The 24,898-nt window shown below is 64.6% G+C and carries 22 protein-coding genes; 13 read left to right on the top strand and 9 right to left on the bottom strand.

The window, feature by feature from the left end; translation table 11 throughout:
• Positions 1–117: 117 nt before the first annotated feature.
• Genes rtcR through RRX38_RS10695 form a run of 3 tightly spaced genes read left to right on the top strand, consistent with a single transcriptional unit; the run spans position 118 to position 3,527 of the window.
• A complete protein-coding gene (rtcR, locus tag RRX38_RS10685; RefSeq protein WP_315962475.1) occupies positions 118–1,731 on the top strand; it encodes an RNA repair transcriptional activator RtcR in 1,614 nt (537 codons plus the stop codon).
• A 48-nt stretch (positions 1,732–1,779) separates the two neighbouring features.
• Positions 1,780–2,523: an AraC family transcriptional regulator gene (locus RRX38_RS10690; protein ID WP_315962476.1), complete on the top strand. Its 744-nt coding sequence runs from the start codon at positions 1,780–1,782 to the stop codon at positions 2,521–2,523.
• A gap of 53 nt (positions 2,524–2,576) precedes the next feature.
• On the top strand, positions 2,577–3,527 hold the full coding sequence (locus RRX38_RS10695; protein WP_315962477.1) for a DMT family transporter: 951 nt from the start codon (positions 2,577–2,579) through the stop codon (positions 3,525–3,527).
• 26 nt (positions 3,528–3,553) lie between these two features.
• Here RRX38_RS10695 and RRX38_RS10700 read toward each other — a convergent pair whose 3' ends face one another.
• Both RRX38_RS10700 and yiaY read right to left on the bottom strand, forming a co-directional pair.
• Positions 3,554–3,880: a DUF2025 family protein gene (locus tag RRX38_RS10700; RefSeq protein ID WP_315962478.1), complete on the bottom strand. Its 327-nt coding sequence runs from the start codon at positions 3,878–3,880 to the stop codon at positions 3,554–3,556.
• A 56-nt stretch (positions 3,881–3,936) separates the two neighbouring features.
• Positions 3,937–5,085, bottom strand: a complete 1,149-nt coding sequence (yiaY, locus tag RRX38_RS10705; protein WP_315962479.1) for an L-threonine dehydrogenase — start codon at positions 5,083–5,085, stop codon at positions 3,937–3,939.
• Positions 5,086–5,296: 211 nt separating this feature from the next.
• On the opposite strand from yiaY, the gene RRX38_RS10710 reads away from it, so the two are divergent.
• Complete coding sequence (locus tag RRX38_RS10710) at positions 5,297–6,196, top strand: DMT family transporter (RefSeq protein ID WP_315962480.1); 900 nt, start codon at positions 5,297–5,299, stop codon at positions 6,194–6,196.
• On the opposite strand, the gene RRX38_RS10715 is transcribed toward RRX38_RS10710, so the two are convergent.
• The 3 genes from RRX38_RS10715 to RRX38_RS10725 all read right to left on the bottom strand — a co-directional run bounded on the left by RRX38_RS10715 (position 6,189) and on the right by RRX38_RS10725 (position 8,814).
• The gene (locus RRX38_RS10715; protein WP_315962481.1) at positions 6,189–7,409 is read right to left on the bottom strand and encodes an SAM-dependent methyltransferase; all 1,221 of its coding nucleotides are present in this window, start codon (positions 7,407–7,409) and stop codon (positions 6,189–6,191) included. The two genes, RRX38_RS10710 and RRX38_RS10715, sit on opposite strands and share 8 nt — an antisense overlap.
• A gap of 116 nt (positions 7,410–7,525) precedes the next feature.
• Entirely contained in the window at positions 7,526–8,143 is a 618-nt protein-coding gene (locus RRX38_RS10720) for a TPM domain-containing protein (protein ID WP_295473849.1), read from the bottom strand.
• A gap of 23 nt (positions 8,144–8,166) precedes the next feature.
• Entirely contained in the window at positions 8,167–8,814 is a 648-nt protein-coding gene (locus RRX38_RS10725; RefSeq protein WP_295474305.1) for a TPM domain-containing protein, read from the bottom strand.
• Positions 8,815–9,255: 441 nt separating this feature from the next.
• Here RRX38_RS10725 and bglX point away from each other — a divergent pair, with 441 nt between their 5' ends.
• The 5 genes from bglX (at position 9,256) to RRX38_RS10750 (ending at position 17,224) form a co-directional block, all read left to right on the top strand.
• A complete protein-coding gene (gene bglX, locus RRX38_RS10730; protein ID WP_315962482.1) occupies positions 9,256–11,559 on the top strand; it encodes a beta-glucosidase BglX in 2,304 nt (767 codons plus the stop codon).
• A 74-nt stretch (positions 11,560–11,633) separates the two neighbouring features.
• On the top strand, positions 11,634–13,400 hold the full coding sequence (locus RRX38_RS10735) for an ATP-binding protein (protein ID WP_315962483.1): 1,767 nt from the start codon (positions 11,634–11,636) through the stop codon (positions 13,398–13,400).
• A complete protein-coding gene (locus RRX38_RS10740; RefSeq protein ID WP_315962484.1) occupies positions 13,397–14,719 on the top strand; it encodes a sigma-54 dependent transcriptional regulator in 1,323 nt (440 codons plus the stop codon). Before RRX38_RS10735 ends, RRX38_RS10740 begins: the two co-directional genes overlap by 4 nt.
• Before the next feature lie 272 nt (positions 14,720–14,991).
• Entirely contained in the window at positions 14,992–16,314 is a 1,323-nt protein-coding gene (locus RRX38_RS10745) for an MFS transporter (RefSeq protein WP_295473859.1), read from the top strand.
• 364 nt (positions 16,315–16,678) lie between these two features.
• Complete coding sequence (locus RRX38_RS10750; RefSeq protein ID WP_315962485.1) at positions 16,679–17,224, top strand: phage infection protein; 546 nt, start codon at positions 16,679–16,681, stop codon at positions 17,222–17,224.
• A 76-nt stretch (positions 17,225–17,300) separates the two neighbouring features.
• On the opposite strand, the gene RRX38_RS10755 is transcribed toward RRX38_RS10750, so the two are convergent.
• Both RRX38_RS10755 and RRX38_RS10760 read right to left on the bottom strand, forming a co-directional pair.
• Positions 17,301–19,379, bottom strand: a complete 2,079-nt coding sequence (locus RRX38_RS10755; protein WP_315962486.1) for a TonB-dependent receptor — start codon at positions 19,377–19,379, stop codon at positions 17,301–17,303.
• Between the two features lie 103 nt (positions 19,380–19,482).
• The gene (locus RRX38_RS10760; protein WP_315962487.1) at positions 19,483–19,884 is read right to left on the bottom strand and encodes a DUF2946 domain-containing protein; all 402 of its coding nucleotides are present in this window, start codon (positions 19,882–19,884) and stop codon (positions 19,483–19,485) included.
• Positions 19,885–20,006: 122 nt separating this feature from the next.
• On the opposite strand from RRX38_RS10760, the gene RRX38_RS10765 reads away from it, so the two are divergent.
• Positions 20,007–20,630, top strand: a complete 624-nt coding sequence (locus RRX38_RS10765) for a flavin reductase family protein (protein WP_295473871.1) — start codon at positions 20,007–20,009, stop codon at positions 20,628–20,630.
• 6 nt (positions 20,631–20,636) lie between these two features.
• Here the strand turns inward: RRX38_RS10765 and RRX38_RS10770 are convergent, their stop codons facing one another.
• Entirely contained in the window at positions 20,637–20,879 is a 243-nt protein-coding gene (locus RRX38_RS10770) for a hypothetical protein (RefSeq protein ID WP_315962488.1), read from the bottom strand.
• 129 nt (positions 20,880–21,008) lie between these two features.
• On the opposite strand from RRX38_RS10770, the gene RRX38_RS10775 reads away from it, so the two are divergent.
• Together RRX38_RS10775 and RRX38_RS10780 are read left to right on the top strand one after the other, a co-directional pair.
• On the top strand, positions 21,009–21,179 hold the full coding sequence (locus RRX38_RS10775) for a hypothetical protein (RefSeq protein ID WP_315962489.1): 171 nt from the start codon (positions 21,009–21,011) through the stop codon (positions 21,177–21,179).
• A gap of 110 nt (positions 21,180–21,289) precedes the next feature.
• Positions 21,290–22,774: an MDR family MFS transporter gene (locus tag RRX38_RS10780; protein WP_315962490.1), complete on the top strand. Its 1,485-nt coding sequence runs from the start codon at positions 21,290–21,292 to the stop codon at positions 22,772–22,774.
• Between the two features lie 93 nt (positions 22,775–22,867).
• Here RRX38_RS10780 and RRX38_RS10785 read toward each other — a convergent pair whose 3' ends face one another.
• Positions 22,868–23,515 (bottom strand): TetR family transcriptional regulator, encoded by a 648-nt coding sequence (locus RRX38_RS10785; protein WP_295473883.1) that lies wholly within the window; start codon positions 23,513–23,515, stop codon positions 22,868–22,870.
• Positions 23,516–23,736: 221 nt separating this feature from the next.
• Here RRX38_RS10785 and RRX38_RS10790 point away from each other — a divergent pair, with 221 nt between their 5' ends.
• Entirely contained in the window at positions 23,737–24,897 is a 1,161-nt protein-coding gene (locus RRX38_RS10790) for an efflux RND transporter periplasmic adaptor subunit (protein WP_315962491.1), read from the top strand.
• Position 24,898 lies beyond the last annotated feature (1 nt).

Genomic DNA, 24,898 nt, shown 5'->3' on the forward strand with positions numbered 1-24,898 from the left:
AGTAATTGATTAATAAGTAATTAATAACGTTCAGGATCGAAGCAGCCACATTCGATGACGACACTCGAGCGATGAAAAGATATCTTTTTATATAAGTTTTTATCTTTAAGGATAGCCATGCATACCAAGCAGACGGTGGCGATCGGTTTCGTCGGCGCCACCCTGGACCGAATGGGCAAAGGCGCCAATCGCTGGAGCCAGTGGCGCCCCAGCATCGGCCTGTGCCAGCAGCCCGACCTGTTGATTCGTCGCCTGGAACTGATCCATGGCATCGATGCCCGCGACATCAGCCTCGCGCAACGGGTCGCGCAAGACGTCCGCCAGATCTCGCCGGAAACCGAGGTGCGTCTGCACCCTATGGCACTGAACAACCCCTGGGATTTCCAGGAGGTGTATGCCGCCCTGCACGACTTCGCGACCGCCTACCCCTTCGATACCGAACACGAGGATTACCTGGTCCACATCACCACCGGCACCCACGTCGCGCAGATCTGCTGGTTCCTGCTCACCGAGGCGCGCTACCTGCCGGCGCGCCTGATCCAGACCTCCCCGGCGCGGCGCCTGAGCCCAGAGCAGCGCCCCATGGGCACGCACTCGATCATCGACCTGGATCTGTCACGCTACGACCACATTGCCTCGCGCTTCGCTGGGCGGCGCCTGGAGGGCCTGGCGTTCCTCAAGTCGGGTATCGCCACACGCAACAGCGCATTCAACCGCTCCATCGAGCAGATCGACCGCGTTGCCCTGCGCTCCACCGCACCGATGCTGCTGATCGGCCCCACCGGCGCGGGCAAGTCGTTCCTGGCCCGGCGTATCTACGAGCTCAAGCGCAGCCGCCACCAGGTGCAGGGACGCTTCGTCGAAGTGAACTGCGCGACCCTGCGTGGCGACGGCGCCATGTCGGCACTGTTCGGGCACATCAAAGGGGCTTTCACCGGCGCCCAGAATGCGCGTGACGGGCTGTTGCGCGCCGCCGATGGCGGCATGCTGTTTCTCGACGAGATCGGTGAGCTGGGCGCCGACGAACAGGCGATGCTGCTCAAGGCCATTGAAGAAAAGCGCTTCTTCCCCATGGGCTCGGACAAGGAGGTGGCCAGCGATTTCCTGATCATCGCCGGCACCCACCGCGACCTGCGGGAGCGGGTAGCCCAGGGGCTGTTCCGGGAAGACCTGTACGCACGCATCAACCTGTGGACCTTCAACCTGCCGGGGCTCAGCGGTCGGCGCGAAGACATCGAGCCGAACATCGACTTCGAGCTGGAACGCCACGCCCGCGAACAAGGCCGCCTGGTGCGCTTCAACCTCGAAGCGCGACGTCGCTACGTGACCTTCGCCACCTCCGTGCACGCCGCCTGGCTGGGTAACTTTCGCGAACTGTCGGCATCGATCACGCGCATGGCCACCCTGGCCGACAGCGGGCGTATCGACGAAGGCCTGGTTGAAGAAGAGATCCAGCGCCTGAGCTACGCCTGGAGTCTGGCCCCCGAGCAGCCGGCGCCCGAGCAGGAGGACTGGCAGGCACTGCTACCCGTCGGGCAGGAGCTGGACCTGTTCGACCGCATGCAGCTCAAGGGGGTGGTCGAGGTGTGCCGGCGCGCCGACAGTCTGTCCGACGCCGGCCGCCAGTTGTTCGGCGTATCGCGACGGGACAAGGCCAACCCCAACGACGCCGACCGGCTGCGCAAGTACCTGGCGCGCTTCGGGCTGAGCTGGAAGCAGTTGCGCGACTGAATGACACGGCGCTAGATTGACGATCCTTTCGTCCTTGCGGCGTCCGCCATGCTTCCGACCCTCGACATCCGCCATTACCTGGGCGAACACCCGCGTCATCAGCATGCGTTCACCCAGCTGGTGCTGCCGATCTGCGGGCGCATGGACATCGAGGTGGAAGGCCGCGGCGCGCAGTTGGACAGCCGTACCGCCGCCGTGGTCGCCGCCGGCGCCGCGCATGCGCAGAGCGCCGAGGCGCACAGCCGCTTCCTGATTCTGGACTGCCCGCCGACATGGCTGCCGGAGCAGAACCTGGCCCCCCTGGCGCGCCAGCTTTTCGTGCCCATCGCGCCAGCGGCCCGCCACCTCATCGAGTTCGCCGACCTGACCGGCAGCCGGGTCCTCCCCCAGCATGCCGGCCAGTTGGCGCCGCTGTTGCTGGCGGCCCTGGGCCAACGACCTGCTGCAATGCCGTGCAGCTTCGAGCGCTTGCTGGCTCGTGTACAGGCCAACCCGCAAGCGCAATGGAGCAACAGCGACATGGCTCGCCTCGCCGGCCTCGGCCTCAGCCAGCTGCACCTGCGTTTTCGCGAGCGGTTCGCCACCTCGCCACAGGCCTGGCTGGCCAGCGTGCGACTGCAGCGGGCTCGCCAATGGCTGACCGAAAGCGACCTGCCCATCGCTGAAATCGCCCTGCGCAGCGGCTACTCCGACCAGGCCGCCCTGACCCGGGCGATGAGCCGTGTCGAGGGTGTCACCCCGGCCGCGCTACGCCGCAGCCTGGGTAAAGACCTGCGCAGCTGCGGACAATAAAAACCTGCGTCGTCCAGGCAGACTGCACGCCTCGACATCTGGAGCTTCATGACATGCAACTGGACCGGGTTTTGCTCAAGGGCATCGGCTATGGCGCAGGCGCAGGCCTGTGCTGGGGGGTGATCTTTCTCGGCCCCAAGCTCGCGCCCGGCCTCAGTGGCACGCAGTTCGCCGTGCTGCGCTATCTGAGCTACGGCCTGATCTCCCTGGCCCTGCTGGCTCCGCGCTGGCGCCGGGCCTGCGCAGGACTGCGCCGCGAGGACTGGCTCGCCCTGTTCTGGCTGAGCCTGGTGGGCAACCTGCTGTACTACTCCTTCGTCGGCAGTGCCGTGCAGCATGCCGGTGTCGCCACCACTTCGCTGATCGTCGGCCTGATTCCGGTGCTGGTGACCCTCGCCGGGCGCAAGGATGCCGACGCAGTCCCGCTGCGCCACCTGGCACCGTCACTGATGTGCGCCATCGCCGGCGCCGCGCTGATCAGCCTGCACGCCTTGCGCAATAGCAATGCCGGCCAGGCCCCTGGCGAGATCTTCATCGGCCTGCTGTGCGCGGTCGGTGCGCTGCTGGCCTGGAGCTGGTTCGCAGTGGTCAATGCCCGGCGCCTGGCGAGCATGCGCCAGGTGTCGGCCCAGGACTGGGCGCTACTGGCCGGCGTGATGACCGGTGGCCAGGCGCTGCTGCTGGCTGGCCCGACACTGGGCCCGGCGCTGGCGCAACACACCCCGCTCGCCTGGCTGGGTTTTCTGACTGCGGCTTGCGGCGTGGCCCTGCTCGCCTCGCTATTGGGCGGCGCCTTGTGGAACCAGGCCAGCCGCATGCTGCCGCTGGCGCTCAGCGGCCAGGTACTGGTGGTCGAGACGCTGGCAGCACTGCTGCTGGGCTTTCTCTGGGACAGTCGCTGGCCGGACGCACTGGAGTGCCTGGCCATCGCCCTGCTGGTCAGCGGGGTGGTGGCCTGCCTGCGCAGCCACCAGCCCAGACGCCCCTCCCCGCAACGCCTCTGAGGCTGTCGCCAGGCGGGTTAGCCGCTTCACTGCGCCAGCAACAGGCGCTCGGCACGGATCGGCGGCAGGTCGCTGCGGCGCAGGTAGATATGCAGCGGTTCGCTGATGCCCAGGCGGTCGTCGATGTTCTGCTCCACCAGCAATTGCAGCCGCTCGCGGTCCAGGCACATCTGCCGGCCCTCGACCGGGGTCCAGACGAATTCACGGGTCGGCACGATGCTCTGCTCGTCGACGTCCATGCCGAAGGCGTCTTCGCTGAAGCGCACGATGTACGCCGCGATCTTGCGGTGAAAGCCCACGAAGCCTTCAAGCCGTTCGGCCGCCTGGCAGATGTCCATGGAGGTGATGCTCATCGGGGTCTTCTCTGGCTGGATCGCGCACCGCCCTGCGGACGGCGCGCTCGCATGGATTAAAGGGCGGCGCGGAAGATGGCTTCGATCTGCGCCTGGTCGGCAGGCCGCGGGTTGGTAAGCCCGCAGGCGTCCTTCAGGGCATTGGCGGCCAGGGTGGGGATATCAGCTTCCTGCACGCCGAGGCTGGCCAGTCCGGCCGGGATGCCGACGTTGGCGGCCAGCTCTGCGATGGCCTGCACCGCTGCCTGGGCACCCGCCTCCGGTGACAGGCCACGGATATCGGCACCCATGGTGTGCGCCACGTCGGTAAGGCGTGCGGCACTGACCGGCGCATTGAAGCGCTGCACATGCGGCAACAGCACCGCGTTGCATACGCCATGGGGCAAATCGTAGAAGCCGCCCAGCTGATGGGCCATGGCATGCACGTAGCCCAGCGAGGCATTGTTGAATGCCATGCCGGCCAGGAACTGCGCGTAGGCCATGTTCTCCCGCGCCTGCAGGTCGTCGCCTTGGGCCACCGCCTGCTGCAGATTGCCGGCGATCAGCGCGATGGCCTTGAGCGCACAGGCGTCGGTGATGGGCGTGGCGGCGGTGGACACATAGGCTTCGACGGCATGGGTCAGCGCATCCATGCCGGTGGCGGCGGTCAGCGCAGGCGGCATGCCAGCCATCATCTGCGGGTCGTTGACCGACAGGATGGGGGTGACATTGCGGTCGATGATGGCCATTTTCACGTGCCGCGCTTCGTCGGTGATGATGCAGAAGCGCGTCATCTCGCTGGCGGTGCCGGCGGTGGTGTTGATCGCCACCAGCGGCAGTTGCGGCCGGGTGGAGCGATCGACGCCCTCGTAGTCGCTGATGTGCCCGCCGTTGCTGGCACACAGCGCGATGCCCTTGGCGCAATCGTGAGGCGAGCCGCCGCCCAGCGAGATGACGAAGTCGCACTGTTGCGCCTTGAGCAGGGCCAGGCCCTGTTCGACGTTGGCGATGGTCGGGTTGGGCCGCGCGCCGTCGAAGATCACCGAGTCGATGCCCTGCTCCACCAGCAGGCCGGCGATGCGGCTCGCCACACCGGCCTTGGCCAGGCCGGCATCGGTGACGATCAGGGCCTTGCGCAGCCCGTATTTGCAGAGGCTTTCTATCGCTTGGTCGATACAGCCGATACCGAGCATGTTCACCGCTGGAATGAAAAAGGTGCTGCTCATACGGGTTCTCCTGACTCGCCTGATTGGACAGGCCAACAGCTTCGGCCCTGGCCGCCGGGCGAGTATTGACCCAGCTCAACGATCGGCCGCACCACCGGACGCCGCCGACCAACTGTACGGTTCATTCCTTACCCAGCTGTGAAAGACGCCCGCGGCGGATCTATGGCTAGATGCTGGCTTCCCTGAACCAGACGACGATTCGGCACCCGCAATGTCTTCCCGTGAAAATACCGGCATGGCTCTTGGCCTGCTGGGCGTGATCATCTTCAGCCTGACCCTGCCCATGACCCGCGTGGTGGTGCAGGAAATCCACCCCCTGCTCAACGGCCTGGGCCGCGCCCTGGTGGCGGCCGTTCCGGCGGCGCTGCTGCTGGCCTGGCGCCGTGAGGCGTGGCCGAGCCGGGAACAGTTCAAGGGCCTGCTGTTGGTGGTGCTGGGGGTGATCGTCGGCTTTCCGGTGCTGTCGGCCTGGGCCATGCAGAGCCTGCCGGCGTCCCACGGCGCCCTGGTGAACGGTATCCAGCCGCTGTTCGTCGCGCTGTATGCCGCCTGGCTGTCACATGAGCGTCCGTCGCGGGCCTTCTGGGGCTGTGCGGCACTGGGCAGTGCCCTGGTGCTGGGTTATGCACTGTTCAATGGCGCCGGGAGCATTCAGGTCGGCGACCTGTGGATGCTCGGCGCGGTGGCGGTGGGTGGCCTGGGCTACGCCGAAGGCGGTCGCCTGGCGCGGCAGATGGGCGGCTGGCAGGTGATCTGCTGGGCGCTGGTGCTGGCATTTCCCCTGTTGCTCGGCCCGGTGGCCTGGCTGGCCAGCCAGCACCAGGGACCGGTCTCGCCGGGCACTTGGTGGGCATTCGGCTACGTCGCGCTGTTTTCCCAGTTCCTGGGCTTCTTCGCCTGGTACTCCGGGCTGGCCATGGGCGGAATCTCGCGGGTCAGCCAGATCCAGCTGCTGCAGATCTTCATCACCATCGCCCTGTCGGCACTGCTGTTCGGCGAACAGGTCGAGCCGCTGACCTGGCTGTTCGCCGCCGCCGTGGTCGGCACCGTGATGCTGGGTCGCAAGACCCGCGTCACGCCACCGCCAGCCGCGGCCACGCGCCTCAGCTGAGCAGGCCGTCGGCGCGCAGCAGGCTTTCCAGGCACTGCTCGCGGATGGCGTAGAAGCGCTTCAGCTCTTCGATCCGCGCCAGCAGCGGCGCGGGGTCGAAGGCACCGGCGCGCTTCACCGCAAGAATCATCTTGTTCTTGTTGGTGTGTTCCAGGGAGATGAACTCGAACACCTTGGTCTCGTAGCCGCAGGCCTCGAGCAGCAGCGCGCGCAGGCTGTCGGTGACCATCTCGGCCTGCTGGCCCAGGTGCAGGCCGTATTGCAGCATCGGTTGCAGCAGCACCGGGCTCTGGATCTGCTGGCGGATCTGCTTGTGGCAGCATGGCGAGCACATGATGATCTGCGCCCCGGAGCGAATGCCGGTATGAATCGCGTAGTCGGTGGCGGTGTCGCAGGCATGCAGGGCGATCATCACTTCCAGTTCGCTGGGCGCCACGCTGCGCACGTCACCGCAGCGAAACACCAGGCCTGGGTGCTCCAGACGCGCCGCTGCCGCGTTGCACAGGCTGACCATGTCTTCACGCAGCTCTACGCCGGTGACCTCGCCCTGGGCCTGCAGGGTGTTGCGCAGGTAATCGTGGATAGCGAAGGTCAGATAGCCCTTGCCCGAGCCGAAATCGGCGACCCGCACGGGCTTGTCCAGGCTGATCGGCGAACTGGCCAGGGCGTGGGAGAACACCTCGATGAACTTGTTGATCTGCTTCCACTTGCGCGACATCGCTGGAATCAGCTCGTGCTGGCGGTTGGTCACGCCCAGGTCGACGAGAAACGGCCGGCTCAGGTCGAGGTAGCGCTTCTTTTCCCGGTCGTGCCCGGCCGGCCGCGCCTCGCGAGCCTGCTGTGGCGCGCTGCTGGACAGGCTGGCCTTGCCCTTCTTGCTGAACTCCAGCTGCACCTCGTCGCTGAGCGACAGCAGGTGGGCATTGCGAAAGGCGCTCGGCAGCAGTTGACCAATCAGCGCCACGGACTCGGCCAGCGGGTGGTTCTTGGTGATATCGCGGGTCTTGTAGCGATAGACGAACGACAGGCAGGGCTGGCCCTTGAGGGTCACCGGCGTGATGAGGATGCGCTGCAGGTCGGGTTCAACCCCCACATGCCGGGCCAGAACCAGCTTGACCAGGGCGTTCTGCGCCAGGCACTCGTCCAGCAGGGTGAAGAAGCGGGCACGCTGATCCGCAGCTACAGGGGCTGCGGTATCGGGGGAAACTGACATGGGAAACGCCTCGGCCGTCACACGGGTGCAGGAAATCGAGGGCGCATTTTACGCGCAGGGAGGGCAAAACGGCTAACGCCAGGGCACCGCGCGTCCGGCGCCCAGGCAACACGCGCTCAGCTCAGCACCACCAGACGGTTGGACAACTCGCTGTGGCCACGCGTGGCCGGCAGGTGATAGGCCAGCAGTTCGTCGCAGGCACGCAGGCAGCCGAGGAAGCCATTGAGGTTCTGGCCGTTGCGCATCTGCTGGGTGAAGACATCGACCATGGCTTTCCAGGTTTCGTCACTCAAACGGCTGGAAATGCCGTAGTCGACGAGAATCTCGACATAGCGCTCAGCCTCGCAGACAAACAGCAAGATGCCGGTGCCGCCGCTGGCCGTGTGCAGGTTCTGCTCGAAGAACTGCCGACGCGCCAGGTTGCCCGCCCGCCAGCGCCGTACCGAAGACGGTACCAGGCGCGCCGTGACCCGCGGAATGCGACACACCAGGGCGATGCCGACAAAGGTGACCAACTGGGCCAACAGCAACTGGTTGGCGCTCAGCCAGCCCGTGCAGTAGTTGAACAGCCCTGGCCCCAGCAGCGCCATGGCCCCGGCCCAGACCAGCGGTACATAGGCGTAGTCGTCGGCCCGTGCAGCCAGCACCGCCACCAGCTCGGCGTCGGTACGCTGTTCGATATGGGCAATCGCTTCGGCGACCTGCCGCTGTTCATCCTCGCTGAGTAAAGCCATGCATCCCTCGTCCAGATTCACTTCTACCAGTTGCCGCAGGCGCCGCCGCCACCGAATCCACGGCCATTGCCGCCCAGATTGCGGCTGCCCGACGGGTCGTGTCTGACCCCGGCACTGCTACCCTTAAGGCGCATGCGACGGCCCAGGTTGGTCATCGCGCAGGTGGCCATGCCCAGCACCGCGAGGCCCAGCCCCAGCAGCAGCGGCCAGGGCACCCGGTTGACCGGCGTTGCATAGCCGCTGTCGTCCAGCAGCTCTGGCTCGTCCGGCACATGCCCGCCCAGGGCGATGACCATCGCCCGGGCGCCCTGCTCAATGCCGGCCGCGAAGTTGCCTTCGTGGAACTGCGGCGCAATGAGCATATTGATGATCACCGAGGCCTGTGCGTCACCGAGGCGATCCTGCAGACCGCTGCCGACTTCGAGGCGAACCTTGCGGTTGTCACGCGAGACCACCAGCAGGGCGCCGTTGTTCTTGCCCTTCTGACCTACACCCCAGGCCTTGGCCAGACGCGCGGCGTAATCCTCGATGGAAGTGCCCTGCAGGTCGACCAGGGTCACCACCACCAGTTGCTCGCCGGTGGCCTGCTCATGCTCCTGGAACAGCCTCGACAGCCGCGCGGTGGTGGGAATGTCGAGCATCTGCGCCGCATCGACCACCTGGCCAGTCATAGGCGGAAACAAAAGAGCCGGTTCTTCGGCGCGCACACCCTGGCTGCCCAGGCACCACAACAGCACCAGCCCGATGAACCGCTTCACGGCTTCACCTGCCCGACGCCCCGGGCCGCAAGCCCCAGGCGCCGCAGCGGCGGCGTGAAAGACCGGCCCGGACCGTGATCGCAACCCCGTGCATGCATCCTCAATACTCTCCTCTGGTACTGTATGGCCGCCTATGGAACCCCCGGCCTTAGCCAAAAGGCAAGATCCCCGGCATAATCCGGCGCCAACGCCGGAGTATCGGACGAAAACGCCCGAATGCGCCAGGCATGCGGCAGACGCGCAACGGGCGGCTACCCTGTGCTCTGTCCGAACAATAACGCCAAAGGTTCAAATTCCCTATCTGGCAGCCGGTATTGGACGTACATCGTCGGCAAACGCCTTGAGAAATCATTCATGAATAAGTTGTGCTTAGTAGGTCTGCTGGTCGGTCTGGCCAGTCAAACGACGCTGGCAGCCACCGCCACCAGCGCTCCGCAGCAAACCCCTCTGCAAGCCAAGAATGCCTTCATCGACAAGCTGATGAAGCAGATGACCCTGGACGAAAAGATCGGCCAGTTGCGCCTCATCAGCATCAGCCGGGAAATGCCGCAACCGAAGATTCTCGAGGAAATCGCCGCCGGCCGTATCGGCAGCACCTTCAACTCCATCACCCGCGCCGAGAACCGCCCGCTGCAAGAGGCCGCGGTCGCCAAGAGCCGGCTGAAGATCCCGATGTTCTTCGCCTATGACGTGGTCCACGGCCATCGCACCATCTTCCCGATCAGCCTGGGCCTGGCGGCCAGCTGGGACATGGACGCCATCGCCCTGAGCGGGCGCATCTCGGCCAAGGAAGCGGCGGCCGACGGCATCGACATGACCTTCGCGCCGATGGTCGACATTTCCCGCGATCCGCGCTGGGGCCGCAGTTCGGAAGGTTTTGGCGAAGACACCTACCTGGTCTCACGCATCTCCGAAGTCATGGTGCATGCCTTCCAGGCGCAGAGCCCGGCCGAGAAGACCAGCCTGATGGCAGCGGTCAAGCACTTCGCCCTGTATGGCGCGGTGGAAGGCGGCCGCGACTACAACAGCGTGGACATGAGCCCGACGCGCATGTACCAGGACTACCTGCCGCCCTACCGCGCAGGTCTGGATGCCGGTGCCGGCGGCGTGATGGTCGCGCTGAACTCGATCAACGGCGTGCCCGCCTCGGCCAACACCTGGCTGATGCACGACCTGCTGCGCAAGGAGTGGGGCTTCAAGGGCGTGACCATCAGCGACCATGGCGCCATCGGCGAGCTGATCAAGCACGGCGTGGCCAAGGACGAGCGCGAAGCCGCCAAGCTGGCGATCAAGGCTGGCGTCGACCTGAGCATGAACGACGAAGCGTATGGCGAACACCTGCCGGAGCTGGTCAAGAGCGGCGAAGTGTCGATGAAGGAAATCGACAACGCCGTACGTGAAGTGCTGGGCGCCAAGTGGGACATGGGCCTGTTCGCCGACCCGTACCGGCGCATCGGGGTGGCCGCCGAAGATCCGGCCGACACCTACTCCGACGACCGCCTGCACCGCGCCGAAGCCCGTGACGTGGCGCGCAAGACCCTGGTACTGCTGAAGAACCAGAACGACACCCTGCCGCTGAAGAAGCAAGGCACCATCGCCGTGATCGGCGGCCTGGCACAGAGCAAGCTGGACATGCTCGGCAGCTGGTCGGCTGCCGGCCGGCCGAACCAGTCGGTCACTCTCTACGAAGGCCTGACCAACGCCCTCGGCGACCAGGCCAAGCTGCTGTATGCCCGCGGCGCCAACGTCAGCGACAAGGAAAACGTGCTCACCTACCTCAACTTCATCGAGAAGGAAGTGGAGGTCGACCCGCGCCCGGCCCAGGAAATGATCGACGAAGCGGTGAAGACCGCCGAGCAGGCCGACGTGGTGGTGGCCGTGGTCGGCGAGTCGCGTGGCATGTCTCATGAATCGGCGAGCCGCAGCAGCCTGGACATTCCCGGCCGCCAGCGCGACCTGATCAAGGCCCTCAAGGCCACCGGCAAGCCTCTGGTGCTGGTGCTGATGAACGGCCGTCCGCTGGCCCTGGGTGACGAACTGCAGGAAGCCGACGCGGTGCTGGAAACCTGGTTCCCGGGCACCGAAGGCGGTAATGCCGTCGCTGACGTGCTGTTCGGTGACTACAACCCGTCCGGCAAGCTGCCGATGACCTTCCCGCGCTCGATTGGCCAGCTGCCGCAATACTACGCGCACATGAACACCGGCCGTCCCTATACCCCCGGCAAGCCTGGCAACTACACCTCGCAGTATTTCGAAGAGCCGGTGCAGGGTCCTCTGTTCCCCTTCGGCTATGGCCTGAGCTACACCCACTTCGATGTCTCGGACATCAAGCTGTCCAGTGACAAGCTCGAACGCAAGGGCAAGCTGAGCGCCAGCGTGACCGTGAAGAATACCGGCAAGGTCGCCGGTGCCACCGTGGTGCAGTTGTATCTGCATGACGTGGCCGCCTCGGTGAGCCAGCCGGTGAAGGCCCTCAAGGGCTTCCAGAAGGTCGACCTGCAGCCCGGCCAGGAGCAGGTAGTGACCTTCACCCTGACCGAGAACGACCTGAAGCTCTATAACCAGGCGCTCAAGCACGTGGCCGAGGCCGGCGAGTTCCAAGTGATGATCGGCCTGGATTCGGCTGACGTCAAAGAAGCCCGCTTCAACCTGCTTTAACAGGCTCGGCGGCGCCCCGGCGGACTCGCAAGCGCCGCCGGGGCGCGCCAACGAATTCCCGGAGCCACGCGTCCATGACTTTCACGCAACGTACCTGGCGTCTGTTCGTGTATGTCCTGCTCATCGTGGCCGGTGCAGCGCTGTGCGCCGGCCTGGCCATGTACCAGGCCCAGCAGCATGTGCTCAAGGAAGAAGCCCGGCGCGCCAGCCTGCAGCTGTCGCTGTATGCCAACACCCTGCACACCCTGATCGAACGTTACCGCGCCCTGCCAGCGGTACTGGCCCTGGACAATGAGATTCGCGAGGCGCTGCGCGGCCCGCTGACAGCCGAGAACCAGGCGCAGCTCAACCTCAAGCTCGAACGCATCAATGCGGCAGCCCACTCCTCGACCCTGGAGCTGCTGGACCACAACGGCCTGGCCATCGGCGCCAGCAACTGGCGCAGCCCGCAGAGCTACGTGGGCAACAACTATGGCTTCCGGCCTTACTTTTCGCAGGCCCGCGCCACAGGCGAGGGTCGTTTCTATGCAGTGGGCGTGACCACCGGCATTCCCGGCTACTTTCTGTCCAGTGCGGTGCTGGACGACGACGGCGAGTTTCTCGGTGCCATGGTGGTGAAACTGGAGTTTCCCAGCCTGGAACGCGAATGGGCCCAGCTCGGCACCGACCTGCTGATGGTCAGCGACAGCAAGGGCGTGGCGTTCCTGGCCAGCCATCCGGCCTGGCGCTACCGCGAACTGGCGCCCATTTCGATGGAAGATCGCGCCGAACTGCTCAGCACCCGGCAGTACGACAAGAAGCCGCTGTCGCCTCTGCGCAGCCGAATCCTGCAAAGCTTCGGCGCCAATAGCCATTTCACCCGCGTGGACGCCCCCGAAGGCAGCACCGACTACCTGTGGCAATCGCTGGAACTGGCCGACGAACACTGGACCCTGCACCTGCTGCGCAAGCCCGAATCGGTGAACGAAGACGTGCGCACCGCCGGCCTGGCAGCGGCCGGCATCTGGCTGACGCTGGTGTTTCTCGGCCTGTTCCTGTCGCAACGCTGGCGCCTGGCACGCTTGCGTGAGCGCAGCCGCGACGAACTGGAACGGCTGGTCCAAGAGCGCACCCGTGACCTGCGTACCGCCCAGGAAGGCCTGGTGCAGTCGACCAAGCTGGCGGCGCTGGGGCAGATGTCCGCCGCCCTGGCCCACGAAATCAACCAGCCGCTCACCGCCCAGCGCATGCAGCTGGCGACCCTGCGCCTGCTGCTCGACCAGGGGCGGATCGTCGATGCGGGCAAGATCCTTGCCCAGCTGGACCAGCAACTGACCCGCATGGCGGCCCTCACCGGGCACCTCAAGACCTTCGCCCGCAAGAGCCCGGACGGCCTGCGCGAACGCCTCGACCTCGCCAACGTGGTGGACCAGGCCCTGCTGCTGCTCGACACCCGACTGCGCGAAGAACAGGTCGAATGCGTGCTGCACCTGGCGCGCCCGGCGTGGGTGCGCGGCGACGCGATTCGCCTGGAACAGGTACTCATCAACCTGCTGCACAACGCTCTGGACGCCATGCGTGGCCAACCGCACAAGCGCCTGGAAGTGCGCATCGAGGCGCAGGGCGAGCAGTGGCAACTGAGTGTCGCCGACAACGGCAGCGGCATCGCCAGCGAACACCTGGGCAGCCTGTTCGACCCCTTCTTCACCACCAAGCCGGTGGGTGACGGCCTGGGCCTGGGGCTGGCGGTGTCCTATGCGATCATCCACAGCCTGGGCGGCCAACTGAGCGCGCGCAACGGCGAGCAAGGTGCCGTGTTCAGTTTCAGCCTCGACAATGACTTTCTGGAGCAAGCACCGTGACGCTCAATTCGGTGACCCTGGTCGATGACGAAGCGGCCATCCGCCAGGCCATCGAACCCTGGCTGAGCCTTTCCGGCTTCGAGGTCAGCCTGTACAGCCGTGGCGAAGACTGCCTGGCACAGTTGCCCGAGCATTACCCAGGGGTGATCCTCAGCGACGTGCGCATGCCCGGCATGAGCGGCCTGGAACTGCTCGACCGCTTGCAGACCCTCGACAGGGACCTGCCGGTGATCATCCTCACCGGCCATGGCGACGTGCCGATGGCCGTCGACGCCATGCGTCAGGGCGCCTACGACTTTCTGGAAAAGCCTTTCGCGCCCCAGGCGCTGCTCGACACCCTGCGCCGCGCCCTGGAAAAGCGCCAGCTGGTGCTGGAGAACCGCCGCCTGCATGAGCAGGCCGACAACCGGGCCCAGCTGGAGGCCACGTTGCTGGGCGTGTCGCCCGGCCTGCAGACCCTGCGTCGCCAGGTTCTGGACCTGGCCGCCATGCCGGTCAACGTGCTGATCCGCGGCGAGACCGGCAGCGGCAAGGAGCTGGTCGCCCGCTGCCTGCACGACTTCGGCCCGCGTGCGGCCAAGCCGTTCGTGGCGCTTAATTGCGCGGCGATTCCAGAGCAACTGTTCGAGGCCGAATTGTTCGGCCATGAAAGCGGCGCCTTTACCGGTGCCCAGGGCAAGCGCGTCGGACGCCTGGAATACGCCCAAGGCGGTACGCTGTTTCTCGATGAAATCGAAAGCATGCCCCTGGCCCAGCAGGCCAAGCTGCTGCGCGTGCTGCAAGATCGCCAGTTGCAGCGCCTGGGTTCTAACCAGAGCATCGAAGTGGACGTGCGCATCATTGCCGCGACCAAGCCGGACCTGCTCGACGAAGCCCGGGCGGGGCGCTTCCGGGAAGACCTGGCCTACCGCCTCAACGTCGCGGAATTGCGCCTGCCTGCACTGCGCGAGCGCCGCGAAGATATTCCTCTGCTGTACAACCACTTCCTGCGCGGTGCCGCCGAGCGTCTCGGCCGCCCGGCGACAGAACCCAGCGGCGCCCTGCTGGGTCGCCTGCTCAGCCACGACTGGCCGGGCAACGTGCGCGAACTGGCCAACGCCGCCGAGCGTGAAGTGCTCGGCCTGAGCCCCTCCACTGAAGAGGCCGCCGGGCAGTCCCTTGCCGCACAGCAGGAGGCCTTCGAAGCCCAGTGCCTGCGCGCCGCACTGAGCCGCCACAAGGGCGATATCAAGGCCGTGCTCGCCGAGCTGCAACTGCCACGCCGCACCCTCAACGAAAAGATGCAGCGCCACGGCCTGCAGCGCGAAATGTTTCTCTGAGCGTAGGCTGAAGCCGTCGGCCGGCAGCCACTCCCAGAGGGTCGGACGGCTGTCTTTCGGGTCACGGCGGGCTGATCAAGAAAACGCGCCTCCAAAGCCCAACCCATCGGCAAGAATCCGCTCACGCAAAACCGACCATGAGCGGATTCTTGCCTATTTCAACGCCTTAACCGCTCTATTCCGGGGCTTCCGCGCCTGGCACAGGTCCTGCTATAGATCCAGCACGGCTGCACATGCGGCCCTCTAATAACAATGACTGGACAAGGATCAACATGGCCATTCCAAACTCCCTCCCCGAGTCGGCGGGTGCACCTGCCGCGCAGAAAACCACTGCTTCGCGTCTCAAATCGATCTTCAGCGGCTCGGTCGGCAACATGGTCGAGTGGTACGACTGGTACGTCTACGCCGCCTTCTCGCTGTACTTCGCCCAGGCGTTCTTCCCCAAGGGCGACACCACTGCACAACTGCTCAATACCGCTGCGATCTTCGCCGTGGGCTTTCTGATGCGCCCCATCGGCGGCTGGCTGATGGGCCTGTACGCCGACTACAAAGGCCGCAAGGCTGCACTGATGGCCTCGGTCATCCTGATGTGCTTCGGCTCGCTGGTCATCGCCCTGACCCCCAGCTATGAAACCATCGGTGTCGGCGCGCCGATCCTGCTGGTCATCGCACGCCTGATGCAGGGCCTGTCGGTCGGTGGTGAATACGGCACCTCGGCCACCTACCTCAGCGAAATGGCCACCAAGGAACGCCGCGGCTTCTTCTCCAGCTTCCAGTACGTGACCCTGATTTCCGGCCAGCTCATCGCCCTGGCGGTACTGATCGTGCTGCAGCAGTTCCTCACCAAGGAAGAGCTGTACGCCTGGGGCTGGCGTATCCCGTTCGTGATCGGCGCACTGTGTGCGGTGGTTGCGCTGTACCTGCGCCGTGGCATGGAAGAAACCGAGTCGTTCACCAAGGTGAAGAAGGAAAAATCCAAGGAAAGCCTGATGCGCACCCTGCTGCGTCATCCCAAGGAGCTGGCGACCGTGGTCGGCCTGACCATGGGCGGCACCCTGGCGTTCTACACCTACACCACCTACATGCAGAAGTACCTGGTCAACACCGTGGGCATGAGCATCACCGACTCGACGATGATCTCGGCGGCCACCCTGTTCCTGTTCATGCTGCTGCAACCGGTCATCGGCGGGCTGTCCGACAAGATCGGGCGTCGACCCATCCTGATCGCCTTCGGAGTGCTGGGCACGCTGTTCACCGTGCCGATCCTCAGCACCCTGCATACCATCCAGACCTGGTGGGGTGCGTTCTTCCTGATCATGGCCGCGCTGGTCATCGTCAGCGGCTATACCTCCATCAACGCCGTGGTCAAGGCAGAGCTGTTCCCCACCGAAATTCGCGCCCTGGGCGTAGGTCTGCCCTACGCACTGACCGTCTCGCTGTTCGGCGGCACCGCTGAATACGTGGCCTTGTGGTTCAAGAGCGTGGGCATGGAGACCGGTTACTACTGGTACGTCACCGGCTGCATCGCTTGCTCGCTGCTGGTGTACGTGTTCATGAAGGACACCCGCAAGCACTCGCGCATCGAAACCGACTGATCTCGCGTCGCGTCGATACACAAGGGCAGTCCACGCCAGTGGCCTGCCCTTTTTCATGGCGAGAAAAAATATCCCTCACCCTCACTGACAGCAGGAAACTGGCCCACCGCCCTATTCAGCGCCCTGCTCCTGACGCATTTCAAATTTGTCAAGAGCTTTTATTACAAGACAATTCAAGAGACGCACCATTACCGTTCATTTTTCCGCACAACGCCCGAAATTCGCGCCATCGCGCCAACTATCATTTTCAGCAATGATCGCTAGCAATCCGATTAACTTCTTAATAAACCAGCGCGGCGTAGCATGAGCTCCATACCGGGAACACAACACACCCGACCCGACTTCCCGAATTGGAGAACTCATCATGAAAAAGAACACCCTGATCGCCGGCCTGACCTTCGCCATCATCGCTACCAGCGCTTTCGCCCTGCCCGTGACCGATGCCGCCAAACAGTCCATCAGCGCCGATTACATCACCGCCGATGGCGCTGACCGCGTAGGTGCCAACCGCCTGACCTCCGACGGTGCCGACCACGTCGGTGCCAACCGTCTGGCCGCTGACGGCGCAGACCATGTAGGTGCCAACCGCCTGACCTCCGATGGTGCCGACCACGTCGGTGCCAACCGCCTGGCCGCTGATGGTGCTGACCATGTAGGCGCCAACCGCCTGACCTCCGACGGTGCCGACCACGTCGGTGCCAACCGTCTGGCCGCTGATGGTGCTGACCACGTAGGCGCCAACCGCCTGACCTCCGACGGTGCCGACCACGTCGGTGCCAACCGTCTGGCCGCTGACGGCGCAGACCATGTAGGTGCCAACCGCCTGACCTCCGACGGTGCCGACCACGTCGGTGCCAACCGTCTGGCCGCTGATGGTGCTGACCGCGTCGGTGCCAACCGTCTGATCTGATTGCTCTACCGTTCCATCTCCTCCTTGATGCTCCCCCTTCATGCCAGCCAGGGCCGCCTGACTGGCATTTTTTTGGTCAGAAATCCAGTGTCAGCCCGGCATACAGCGCTCGCCCATCACCCGGCGCGTGCAACGATTGTTGAACGCCGGCGCTGCTGTCGTACCAGACGTACTCGTAATACCGGTTGGTGACATTCTTGACCTGCACATCCACGCTCAGAGTCGGCGTCAGGCGGTAGACGGCACTCAGGTTGAGCAACGTGTAGGCGCCGAACTGCCCGGTGCTGTTGGTACGCTCCAGGTAATAGTCGCTCTGGCCATTGACCCAGCCCGATAATTGCAGCTTCGGCATGGCCTGCCAGCTCGCGCCAACGGCGTATAGATGATGCGGCACATGGTCCATTTCCTGGCCCTTGCTGGCGGGCAGGTTCGGGCTGGGTTCGAGGATCTCCGAGAACTGCCGCGAGTACGACAGCCACAGGCTGGTGCTTTCGGTAGGGTAAAGGTTGACCTGGACGTCCCAACCTTTGCGCAGCGTCTGCCCGACGTTCTCGGCATCCCCCACCGCATCGTTGAGCTTGCGCTGCACCTCGTCAGAAGCCTTTTGCTGCCAGTAGGCAATGCGTCCGTCGATCCAGGCCGCCGGGCGGAACTTGATACCGGTTTCCCAACCGTCGTTGATCGACGGCTTGAGGTCATCGCTCTGCGTGGCCAGCCGATAGGCCGCCGAGCCGACACCGACCTGGTAGGTTCGTCCCCAGTTGGCATACAGGCTGGCCTGCTCCCAGGGTGACCACACCACGCTGAACTTGGGCTGGCGGATCAGCCCGTAGTCGTTGACCTCGGCATGCTCTCCCGTCAGCTCGTTGCGGTAGCCGCCGTACAACCTGTCGACCCGGTAGGCGGGAATGATTTTCAGCGATTCCCAGGGCTCGATCACCGCCTGCACGTAAGCACCGTAGACGTTGAGATCGAAGCGCTGGTCGCGGGTCTGCGCCACCTGACTGCGCAACAGGGTGCGATAACGCTCGCTGTGGTTTTCCTGGCGCTGCACTTCAGCACCGCCTTCAAGGGCGAAGGCATGCAACCCCTCGACCGGCGGGCGCCAGGTCAGGCTGTTCAGGGCGCCGTACTGGGTTTCGTCGGCGAAGCGCTCCTGCTGGGCACTGGTGCGCCAGTACTGCGTCCAGCGCCGGTCTTCGAAGGTGTTCACATAGGTTTTGCCGGCCCAGCTCAGGTCATCGCCAAGGCGTACGTCGAGGTGCAGCCCGAGCTGGTTCATCTCCCGCTCACCGGTGTCGGTCGCGTTGCTGGCATAGGACTGTCGCGGACGGTCACGGGCATCACTGCGCGCGAGATAGCCTGCTTCGTCAGCGTCGGCACGGTAATGCCTGAGGCTCAGCCCGGCGCGCCAGGCATCGTCATCGGCGGTGTAGAACCACTTGCCAGCCATGCTCAACCGCTCGGCGCCGGCATGGTGTCGATAGCCATCGCTGGCCTGGTAGCTGAGCGCGTAGTTCTGGCTCCATTGACCCGACTGAAGACCTTTTACCAGTTGCAGCTCGCGGGTGGCGAAGCTGCCATAGCGCACGCGCAACTGGCCGTCGTTACCGCCCTGGCGGGTATTGACCGTCGCATTGCCGGCAATGTTGTGCAGTCCATAGCGGGGGTCGTTGGTGCCGCGCACCACCTCGATGCTGTCGATCTCCAGCGGGAACACCATGTCGATGAACGGCATGTTGCCGTCATTGGTATTGCTGGGGATGCCGTCGATCAGCAGCTTGACGGCATTCACTTCACCTTCGCCATTGAACCCCCGCATGGACAACTTGCCGGAAGTGGTGCCCTGGTTGAATGGCGTCAGCATCACGCCCGGCACCCGATTGAACAACTCCCAACTGTATTGCACCGGCTGAGTCTGCAAGATGTCGGCGCCTACCACATCGACCGAACTGAGCACGTTGCCGGTGGACAACGGGCCGCTCTGCGCCGACTCGCTGCCCGATATGCTGACCGCGCCCAGAGTGATGACCGAATCACCTGGATGGCGGGTTTCGGCGAGCAGCTCGACGGTCGGTACGAAGGCTGCCAGGCCACTGAACAGGAACGGGGGGATTGCCAGGGGCCGAAGGCCCTTGTGCAGAAATGGGTTCATCTACTGCGCTTCCATGAAAAGCCATGAATCAGGCGCACGGCGACGCAGCCCGCAAGGGGCCGGTCAGACCAGTGCCGATGGAGAGAGGCCTGCAGCGTCGAACTCAGGCCAGGGTGTTCAGGGCGACAGGGGAAGCGCGAGGGTTGAGAGAAGTCCACCGCTCACGGGGTGGCGGTTGGGCGAGGCTGCGCAGAACCATGGGCGCAAGGGCCTTGCCCGGCATGCGGGTAAAATCCCAGGCGGCTTGCTGCAGGGCCAGCCCCAGGCCGCCCGACGAACACAGCGGGCAATCGAAGCTGAGCAGGGCCGGCTGAGTCGGGTTCGACGGCTGGGCATCGAAGGCGTGCCCATGCTCGCTGTCCAGGGCGCAATAGCCGCCCTGCAGCCCGCTGAGTGCCAAACCACTCATCTGACCGTGATGAATGCCGCACACCAACAGGCTGAACAGGACGCTGGCGTAAAGCGTCCATGCAATCAGCGAGCGTTCACGACGGTCAATTTTCATGGCAGCGGACTTTATCACCGGTCAGCAACCCTGGCGGGGCAAATGCTGCGGCCGATTGCCACAGCGACCGTAGGCCAAGCATGATGAGCGTCTCAGCCAACCAGGTTGCAAGGAAACGCCTCATGTCAGACCAGATTTACTCCTACGAGCCCGCCAAGGGTCACGGCCTGCCCCATGATCCCTTCAATGCCATCGTCGGCCCGCGCCCGATTGGCTGGATTTCATCGCAGGATGCCCAAGGCGTGCTGAACCTGGCGCCCTACAGCTTCTTCAATGCCTTCAACTACGTGCCGCCGATCATTGGCTTCAGCAGCGTGGGCCGCAAGGACAGCCTGAACAACATCGAGCAGACCGGCGAGTTCGTCTGGAACCTGGCCACCCGCTCCCTCGCAGAGCCCATGAACCTGAGCTGCGCGGCGGTGGCCGCCGAGGTCGACGAGTTCCAGCTGGCCGGCCTGACGCCGCTGCCTTCCCAGGTGGTCGCGGTGCCACGGGTCAAGGAGACGCCGGTGTCGTTCGAATGCAAGGTCACGCAGATCGTGCAGCTCAAGCGCGCCGACCAGGAACGGGTACCCAGTTGGCTGATTCTCGGTGAGGTGGTGATGGTGCATATCGCCGAGTGGCTGCTCAAGGACGGCATCTACGACACCGCTGCCGCCGAGCCGATCCTGCGCGGTGGCGGCCCGGCGGATTACTTCCAGCTGGGCCCGGAAGCGCTGTTCCGCATGAATCGGCCAAAGATCTGAAGCGTCTCAGCCTTCCTGTGGCCAGACCAGCTCGGCGGCGGCATCGACGTCGAGCAGGCGCTGCAATTCATTCTCGGCAGCGCGGTCGGCTTCATCGGCGGTGCTGAAGGTCTGTCCCGGCAACAGGCCATGAAAACGCGGCGCGCCGCCGCCATCGAGTGCCTTGACGGCGATCGCCGCCTGGTAGCTGCCTGATGCCGGAATCACTGCCGTCACCGCTTCGAAATGCTGGAAAACCCTGCGTGCCATGGACGCTGCCACCTGTATTGAAATTCGGGACGGCGATTCTACCTGTCTTCGCGGCCAGCACGATCCTGACGATGACCTACACTGCAAGTAACGCTTTCACTACTCCACGGTCGATCCAAGGGGTGCAGCATGAGAGTCACAATAAAAAAATGCCTGGCCGCACTGGGCATCGTCGGTGTCGTCGCCTTGTATGCGGCAGGCGCCTACCGCATCGAACTGGCCCGCATGGCCCCACCCGCCTCCCTGTGTGCCTTTGCCCACTGCTCGCCGACGGACGCCACCTTCACCGCGCTGCGATGAAGTTTCGTTCACTTCGGCCTGCCGAGGACATCGTTCGAAGGCTATCGGTTAGCACACTATCGGAATAGACTGGCCAGCAAGAAACCGCCAGCCCTTCCGTGACCCGCCCCATGCCGACCAATCCTGCGATCAGCAGCATTCTTTTCGCCTTGATGATGGCGATTTTCCTCAGCGCCCTGGACCAGACCATTGTCGCCGTGTCGCTGCCGGCCATTTCCGCGCAGTTGCACGATGTCGACCTGCTGGCCTGGGTGATCTCCGGCTATATGGTGGCAATGACCGTGGCGGTGCCGGTGTACGGCAAGCTGGGCGACCTGTTCGGGCGTCGGCGCATGATGCTCATCGGCCTGGCACTGTTCACTTTCGCCTCGTTGCTGTGTTGCCTGGCGCAGAGCATGGAACAGCTGGTGATGGCCCGGGTGCTGCAAGGCATCGGCGCGGGCGGCATGGTCTCGGTCAGCCAGGCGATCATCGGCGACATCATCCCGCCCCGCGAGCGGGGTCGCTACCAGGGCTACTTCAGCAGCATGTACGCCCTGGCCAGCGTCGCCGGGCCAGTACTGGGCGGGCTGATGACCGAATACCTGTCATGGCGCTGGGTATTCTTGATCAACCTGCCGTTGGGTCTCGCCGCCTGGGCCCTGGCCTGGCGGACCCTGCACGGCCTGCCCGTGCCGCAGCGCAAGCCGATCATCGACTACCTGGGCACACTGCTGATGATCGTGGGCCTCAGCGCCCTGCTGCTGGGCATCACCGAAGTCGGCCAGGGCCATGGCCTGGGCGACCGGCTGGTGCAGGTCCATCTGGCCATCGCCGCCGTTGCCCTGAGCCTGTTCATCATTCAGGAGCGGCGTGCCGTGGAACCGGTGCTGCCGTTGCACCTGTTCACCAGCCGCAGCGCCGTGCTGTGCTGGATGATCGTATTCTTCGCCAGCTTCCAGGCGATCTCCCTGACCATGCTGATGCCGCTGCGGCACCAGACGCTGACCGGCGCCGGCGCCGACAGCGCGGCGCTGCACCTGCTGCCGCTGGCCATGGGCATGCCACTGGGTGCCTACTTTTCCGGACGTCACACGGCGCGCAGCGGTCGCTACAAACCGCTGATTCTCGCTGGCGCGGTGCTGATGCCGGTGGCGATTCTCGGCATCGCCTTCACCCCACCCGAGCAGGCCTGGCTGACCGGGCTGTTCATGCTGCTGACCGGTGTCGCCAGCGGCATGCAGTTCCCCACCTCGCTGGTCGGCAGCCAGAATGCCGTCCAGCCTCGCGATACCGGGGTGGCCACCAGCACCAGCAACCTGTTCCGTTCACTGGGTGGCGCGGTGGGCGTGGCCTTGATGTCGGCCCTGCTGCTGGCCATGCTGCAAGGCACCGGCCTGGGCACGCTGGCACCGGGCAGCCTGGGCGGCGAAGGCCAGGCGGGCAACGCCCTGCTCGACAGTCTGCACGCCAGCAGCGGCCCTGCGCTGGAGGCCCTGCGTGGTGAATTGGCCAATACCTTCCGGCACCTGCTGAGTGTCAGCGCCGCCATCGGGCTGCTGAGCGTGGCGGCGGCGCTGGCCATGCCCAATACGCTGTTACGTGGCCGAGACTGAAACGGCCCGGCCTGCCAGGTAAAAGGTGATCGATTCATCCGCTGGACAGGCGCCTTGCGTCATGCTGTTCGGCAGGCGGCGAACGGTGTACGGTTACACGGCTGCGTCGTGCTGGCGCAAGGCTGGGCTATGGCGCAGCATGTCCATGCAGCTCTCGACCAGCGTTTCGGCCTGGTCATAGAGCGAGAAGCTTTCGGGCACCAGCAGCCACTGGGCGAGAAGCCCGTCGATGTAGGCGTGAAGGCTCACCGCCGCACGCGAGACGTCGAGCGTGGCCGGCAACTGCCCTTTGCGCACCGCGTTGCTCAAGGCAAGACCGATCCTTTCGTTGCACCACACGGCGTTATCCCGACGCTGACGGCGAAAATCGCACATTTCATCGGTGAACTCGCATTTATGGAAAAGGATCTCGTTGATGCGCCGGGTTTTCGGGTTCCTGGAAACCTCATGAAACAAATGCACCAGCAGCTTCTTCATGCACCCCAGCGGGTCGGCCTCGTCCTCATTGTGAGTAGCCTGGGACATTTCTTCGAGGGGTTCGTGAAGACTGTCGAGCATGGCCTGGAACAGCTCAGCCTTGTTGGTGAAGTGCCAATAGATGGCGCCGCGCGTGACCCCAGCCAGGGTCGCGATGTCAGCCAGGGTGGTGCGTGCGACACCGCGAGCGTAGAACGCCTGTTCGGCAGCCTCCAGAATCTGGCTGCGTGTGGCTTGTGCTTCCTCTTTGGTACGACGAACCATGGCAGTAAAACCTCGACATTGATGCGCCAGCCTGTCTAGAGCAGGGTCTGGGAACGGTATCGGCCGTGCGGCTGACCGAACGGCGACAACGTGATGGCACGCTGTTTACAAACAGCCGTGAATGTAAGTATATTCATTAGCATGCTATGTATCTAGCCGCAAAATTTTTTTACATCTCCACTTTCTTGAGCAATCAAGGTTCCTGACCTCCGAGGATCTTCATGCAATTCAAGCCAGCTGTTCCCGTTCTGGTCACTGCCGTCGCCCTGGCAACCCTGCTCAGCGGTTGTAGCAAGAAGGAAGAAGCGGCACCTGCCGCCCAGACTCCTCAGGTCGGCGTGGTCACCCTCAAAGCCCAGCCCTACACGCTCACCACCGAGCTGCCAGGCCGTACCACGGCCTTCCGGGTCGCCGAAGTGCGGCCGCAGGTCAACGGCATCATCCTCAAGCGGCTGTTCACCGAAGGCGCCGACGTCAAGGCCGGCCAGCAGCTGTATCAGATCGACCCGGCGATGTACGAAGCCACCGCCAACAGCGCACGCGCCAGCCTGCAGTCGGCCAAGTCGCTGGCTGACCGCTACAAGCTGCTGGTCAACGAGCAGGCCGTGAGCCGCCAGGAATACGACCAGGCCATCGCCTCCAGCCGTGAAGCCGAGGCCAGCCTGCAGACCGCCGAGATCAACCTGCGCTACACCAAGGTGCTGGCACCGATCTCCGGACGCATCGGGCGCTCGTCGGTCACCGAAGGCGCCCTGGTCAGCAATGGCCAGACCGAAGCGATGGCCACCATCCAGCAGCTCGACCCGATCTACGTCGACGTGGTGCAGTCTTCGGCCGAAATGCTCAAGCTGCGTTCCGACCTGGAAAGCGGCAAGCTGCAGAAGGTCGGCAACAACGCCGCCAAGGTGAAGCTGACCCTGGAAGACAACAGCGCCTACCCGCAGGAAGGCACCCTGGAGTTCTCGGAAGTCTCGGTCGACCAGGGCACCGGCTCGGTCACCCTGCGCGCCGTGTTCCCCAACCCTGAGCATCGTCTGCTGCCCGGCATGTTCGTCCATGCGCAGTTGCAGGCCGGCACCAATGCCCAGGCCATCCTAGCGCCGCAGCAGGGCGTGACCCGCGACCAGAAAGGCACGCCGACCGCCATGGTGGTCAACCAGGACAACAAGGTGGAAGTACGCACCCTGGTGGCCAACCGCACCGTGGGTGACAAGTGGCTGATTGAAAAAGGCCTGAGCGAAGGCGACCGAGTCATCACCGAAGGCCTGCAGTACGTCAAGCCAGGCGCCACGGTCAAGGTCGCGGAAGCCGGCAACGTCCAGGGCGCCCAACCGGCACCTGCCGCGGCGAGCGACAAGGCCGCCGGCGGTAAAGGGGAATAAC

Source organism: Pseudomonas sp. DTU_2021_1001937_2_SI_NGA_ILE_001 (assembly GCF_032463525.1).
Lineage (GTDB): Bacteria > Pseudomonadota > Gammaproteobacteria > Pseudomonadales > Pseudomonadaceae > Aquipseudomonas.